Raw genomic sequence first — 4,058 nt, 5'->3', positions numbered from 1 at the left:
GGCCCGCTGGCCGAGGATCTGGCGCTGGCGCCGGCGGGCACCGAGTATCAGCGCCGTGTGTGGGCGTATCTGCGCACGATTCCGCGCGGCGAGACGCGGACCTATGGCGAGGTGGCGCGCGATGTCGGCGGCAGCGCCCGCGCGGTCGGCGGCGCCAACCGCGCCAATCCGATACCGATCCTGATCCCCTGCCACCGCGTGCGCGCGGCGGACGGGCTGGGCGGGTATTGCGGCAGCAGCGAGGAAGGCTGGGGACTGGCGATGAAGCGCCGGCTGCTCGCCCTCGAAGGCGCCGCTTTCAGTGACGGCGCGCGCCGCCGCGCCTGACATTCCGGGAGAAACAGAGATGACGACAAAGGCCATCCGTATTCATGCCCATGGCGGGCCCGAAGTGTTGCGCTGGGAGGACGTGCCCACGCCCGAGCCCGGACGCGGCGAGGCGCTGGTGCGTCACGAGGCGGTGGGGCTGAACTACATCGACGTGTATTTCCGCACCGGCCTCTACAAGGTGCCGCATCTCCCGGCGACCATCGGCATGGAGGGGGCGGGCGTCGTCGTCGCGGTGGGCGAGGGGGTGACCGAGGTGGCGGCGGGCGACCGCGTCGCCTATGCCGGCGGGCCGGTCGGCGCCTATGCCACCGAGCGGGTGATCGCCGCCGACCGGCTGGTGAAGCTGCCGGCCGGGATCGACTTCCAGACCGGGGCGGCGATGATGCTCCAGGGCATGACCGCGCAATACCTGCTGCGGCGGACCTACCGGGTGCAGGCGGGGGAGACCATTCTGGTGCACGCCGCGGCCGGGGGCGTCGGCCTCATTCTCTGCCAGTGGGCGCGGCATCTCGGCGCCACGGTGATCGGCGTCGTCTCGACCGAGGCGAAGGCGGATATCGCCCGCGCGCACGGGGCGCATCACGTCATCGTCGGGCACGAGCATCTCGCCGCCGAGGTGAAGCGGCTGACCGACGGCGCGATGGTGCCGGTGGTCTATGATTCGGTGGGCAAGGACACGTTCGGGCCGAGCCTCGACTCGCTCGCGCCGCTCGGCCTGATGGTGAGCTACGGCAATGCCTCGGGGCCGGTGCCGCCGGTCGATGTCGGCATTCTCGCGGCCAAGGGCAGCCTGTTCCTGACCCGGCCGACGCTGGCGACCTATACGGCGAAGCGCTCCGACCTCGTCGCGGTGGCGAACGACCTGTTCGGGGTGGTCGAGGCCGGGGCGGTGAAGATCCGCGTCAACCAGACCTTCCCGCTCGCCGAGGCGGCGGCGGCGCACGAGGCGCTGGAGGCGCGGCGGACCACCGGCAGCACCGTGCTGCTACCCTGACGGGCGGCGGCGGCGCGGGATCACGATCTCGTGCGTGCCGGATTCATGCCATGTTTGGCAATCTAGAGTGGACGGGCCCGGAGGGCGCTTGCCAATCCGGGCTTCGTTCCCATTCTCGTTCCGTGTTGTCCACGGGACATGCCAGGCAGGAGAAGAAACAATGTCCGAATTGACCAGACCGAACGGCCGGCGCGCGCTGCTGAAGACGGCGGCGGGGATTTCCGCCGGGATCGCGGTGGCCGGGATCGCGGCGACCCAGACGGCGGAGGCGGCCGGCATGGCCAAGTCCGCGGTGAAGTATCAGGACAAGCCGAAGGACGGGCACCAGTGCGACGGCTGCGCGCTGTATATTCCGGCCTCCAGTTCCGGCAAGGACGGGCGCTGCAAGGCGGTGGCCGGCGCCATCTCGCCGAAGGGCTGGTGCGAGCTGTGGAGCCCGAAATCGTAACGCCGCGGCCCTGAGACCCGCCCGCGGCTTCGGGGGCGGCAGAGCGGACTGACGGCCGGGACCCGGCGCGACGCCGGCCCGGCCGGGACATCCCCCTGGCGCGAGGGGCTGCATCGCGCCGCGACGACATCAAGGAGACGGATGTGAAGGTGAACAGGCGAGGCGTGACCGCGATGATGCTCGCCGCCGGGCTGGCCAGCGGGATCGGGATCGCGCAGGCGAAGACCGTGCGGCTTTCCGCGACGCTGCACCCGGTGGCCGGGACGATGTCCCACGGCAGCGGCATGATGCACGGCACGTTCAACACGGTGACCCGCCGGGTGACGTGGGACGTGACCTACAGCCACCTCAGCAGCAAGGTGATCATGGCGCATTTCCACGGGCCGATCAGCAAGCCCGGGCAGAACGGGCCGGTGCAGGTGTGGCTGACGAAGGCGCCGCCGCATCCGATGGCGGCCGGGCCGATCAGGGGCTCGGCGGTGCTGACGCCGATGCAGGCGAAGGAGCTGATGGGCGGGCACTGGTATGTCATGATCCATACCGTGATGCACAAGCCCGGCGAGCTGCGCGGACGCGTGCACGCCGGCTGAGCCGTTCGCGGTCGCCGGCGACGCGGGATCGTCTCTTGCGTTCGCCGGCGGGGCGGCGCATGGGCGGGGGATGAACGAAAGCCATTTTCCCGCTCCGCCCGCCACCGCAGCGCCGGCGCTGCGGCGGATGTTCGTGCGGGACATGGTGCTGGACGCCCATATCGGCGTCCATGCCCATGAATTCGGCCGCACGCAGCGGGTGCGGATCAATCTCGATCTCGCGGTGCGCGAGGAGGCCGGCCCGCAGGGGGCGCTGATGTCGCGCCCCGGCGTGGGGCGGGACGATCTCGCCCGGGTGGTGGATTACGAGCGGATCGTGCTCGGCGCGCGGGCGGCGGTCGCGGCCGGGCATGTCCAGCTCGTCGAGACGCTGGCCGAGCGGCTGGCGGAGCTGTGCCTCGAGGACTCGCGGGTCGCGCATGTGCGCGTGCGGGTGGAGAAGCTCGACGTGTTTCCGGACATGCAGTCCGTCGGCGTGGAGATCGAGCGGCGGAATTCCTGATCCGGTTCAGACCAGCAGCATCGCCAGGGTGCAGGCGCCCATCAGCGCGGCGGTGAGCCAGCCCATGACCCGCAGCGCGCGGGGCAGGACGTGGCCGTCCATCACCGCGGGGCGGCTGGCGAGGGCGACCATCGCGGCGATGATCGGCGCGGCGGCGACGCCGTTGATCACCGCCGCCCAGAACAGCGCGCGGATCGGGGTGAGCGGGGAGAAGACGATGCCGACGCCGGCGAGCGTCGCCACCGCGAGCACGCCGTAGAAGGCCCGGGCCTCGAGCGCGCGGCGGGAGAGGCCGACCGTCCAGTGCAGCGCCTCGCCGATCGCGTAGGCGGTGCTGCCGGCGAGGACGGGGACGGCGAGCAGGCCGGTGCCGAAGATGCCGAGGGCGAAGACGAGCTGCGCGAAACGGCCGGCGATGGGGGCGAGGGCGCTCGCCGCGTCCGCCGCCGAGGTGATGTCGGTAATGCCGTGGACGTGCAGCGTCGCCGCCGTGCCGATGATGATCGAGAGCGAGACGGCGTTCGAATAGGTCATGCCGGTCCAGGTGTCGAAGCGGATGCGGGCGAGCTCGCCGGCCACCGCCGGGCCGACGGTGGGGATGCGCCCGGCATCCTCGGCTTCCTCGGCCGCCTGCCAGAAGAAGAGATAGGGGCTGATCGTGGTGCCGAAGACCGCGATGAGCGCGAGCAGGGCCGGGCGGTCGAGCGTGAGGCGGGGGATCAGCGCGCCGGCGAGGATCTCGCGCGCGGGCAGGCGCAGGACGAAGAGCAGGGCGACATAGGCGAGCAGCGCCGTGGTGAGGAATTTCAGCACGGCGACGTAGCGGCGGTACGGGATGCGGATTTCGGCGACGACGCAGAACACCGCGATCGCCACGGTGTAGAGCCGCTCGGGACCGCCGGCGAGCATGTGCGCGGTCTGCGCCATCGCGCCGAGATCGGCGCCGAGATTGAAGACATTGGCGATGGCGAGCAGCAGGATCAGGCCAAGGGCGAGCGGGCGGGGCAGGTGGGCTTCCATCGCGGCGCCGAGGCCGCGGCCGGTGATGCGGCCGATGCGCGCGCTGATCTCCTGCACCGCGACCATGAAGGGCAGGGCGAGCACCACCGTCCAGCCGAGGGTGTAGCCGAACTGGGCGCCGACCTGGGAATAGGTGGCGATGCCGCTCGGGTCGTCGTCGGCGGCGCCGGTGAT

Annotated in this window: 6 protein-coding genes; 5 read left to right on the top strand and 1 reads right to left on the bottom strand. The window is 71.4% G+C overall.

Annotation, left to right across the window (positions count from 1 at the left end):
• From APM_RS11380 to APM_RS11360, 5 genes are all read left to right on the top strand, one after another.
• Nucleotides 1-327, top strand: a 327-nt coding sequence (locus APM_RS11380; RefSeq protein ID WP_007423528.1) for a methylated-DNA--[protein]-cysteine S-methyltransferase, incomplete at its 5' end; no start/stop codon positions are given.
• A gap of 19 nt (nt 328-346) precedes the next feature.
• On the top strand, nt 347-1,324 hold the full coding sequence (locus APM_RS11375; RefSeq protein WP_007423527.1) for a quinone oxidoreductase: 978 nt from the start codon (nt 347-349) through the stop codon (nt 1,322-1,324).
• Between the two features lie 160 nt (nt 1,325-1,484).
• On the top strand, nt 1,485-1,772 hold the full coding sequence (locus APM_RS11370; protein WP_007423526.1) for a high-potential iron-sulfur protein: 288 nt from the start codon (nt 1,485-1,487) through the stop codon (nt 1,770-1,772).
• Between the two features lie 149 nt (nt 1,773-1,921).
• Complete coding sequence (locus tag APM_RS11365; RefSeq protein ID WP_241763144.1) at nt 1,922-2,362, top strand: CHRD domain-containing protein; 441 nt, start codon at nt 1,922-1,924, stop codon at nt 2,360-2,362.
• A 70-nt stretch (nt 2,363-2,432) separates the two neighbouring features.
• Nucleotides 2,433-2,864, top strand: coding sequence for a dihydroneopterin aldolase (locus APM_RS11360; protein WP_007423524.1), 432 nt, complete (start codon nt 2,433-2,435; stop codon nt 2,862-2,864).
• 6 nt (nt 2,865-2,870) lie between these two features.
• On the opposite strand, the gene APM_RS11355 is transcribed toward APM_RS11360, so the two are convergent.
• On the bottom strand, nt 2,871-4,058 hold a 1,188-nt coding region (locus tag APM_RS11355), incomplete at its 5' end, for an NRAMP family divalent metal transporter (RefSeq protein ID WP_007423523.1).

The sequence above is a fragment of the Acidiphilium sp. PM genome (genome assembly GCF_000219295.1).
GTDB classification, from domain to species: Bacteria; Pseudomonadota; Alphaproteobacteria; order Acetobacterales; family Acetobacteraceae; genus Acidiphilium; species Acidiphilium multivorum.
This window is presented reverse-complemented; position numbering and strand designations above follow the sequence as displayed.

Excerpts from the sequence above, each read along its gene's own strand:
- APM_RS11375 (WP_007423527.1), top strand. The coding sequence starts at position 347 with ATGACGACAAAGGCCATCCGTATTCATGCCCATGGCGGGCCCGAAGTG.
- APM_RS11370 (WP_007423526.1), top strand. The coding sequence starts at position 1,485 with ATGTCCGAATTGACCAGACCGAACGGCCGGCGCGCGCTGCTGAAGACG.
- APM_RS11360 (WP_007423524.1), top strand. The coding sequence starts at position 2,433 with ATGAACGAAAGCCATTTTCCCGCTCCGCCCGCCACCGCAGCGCCGGCG.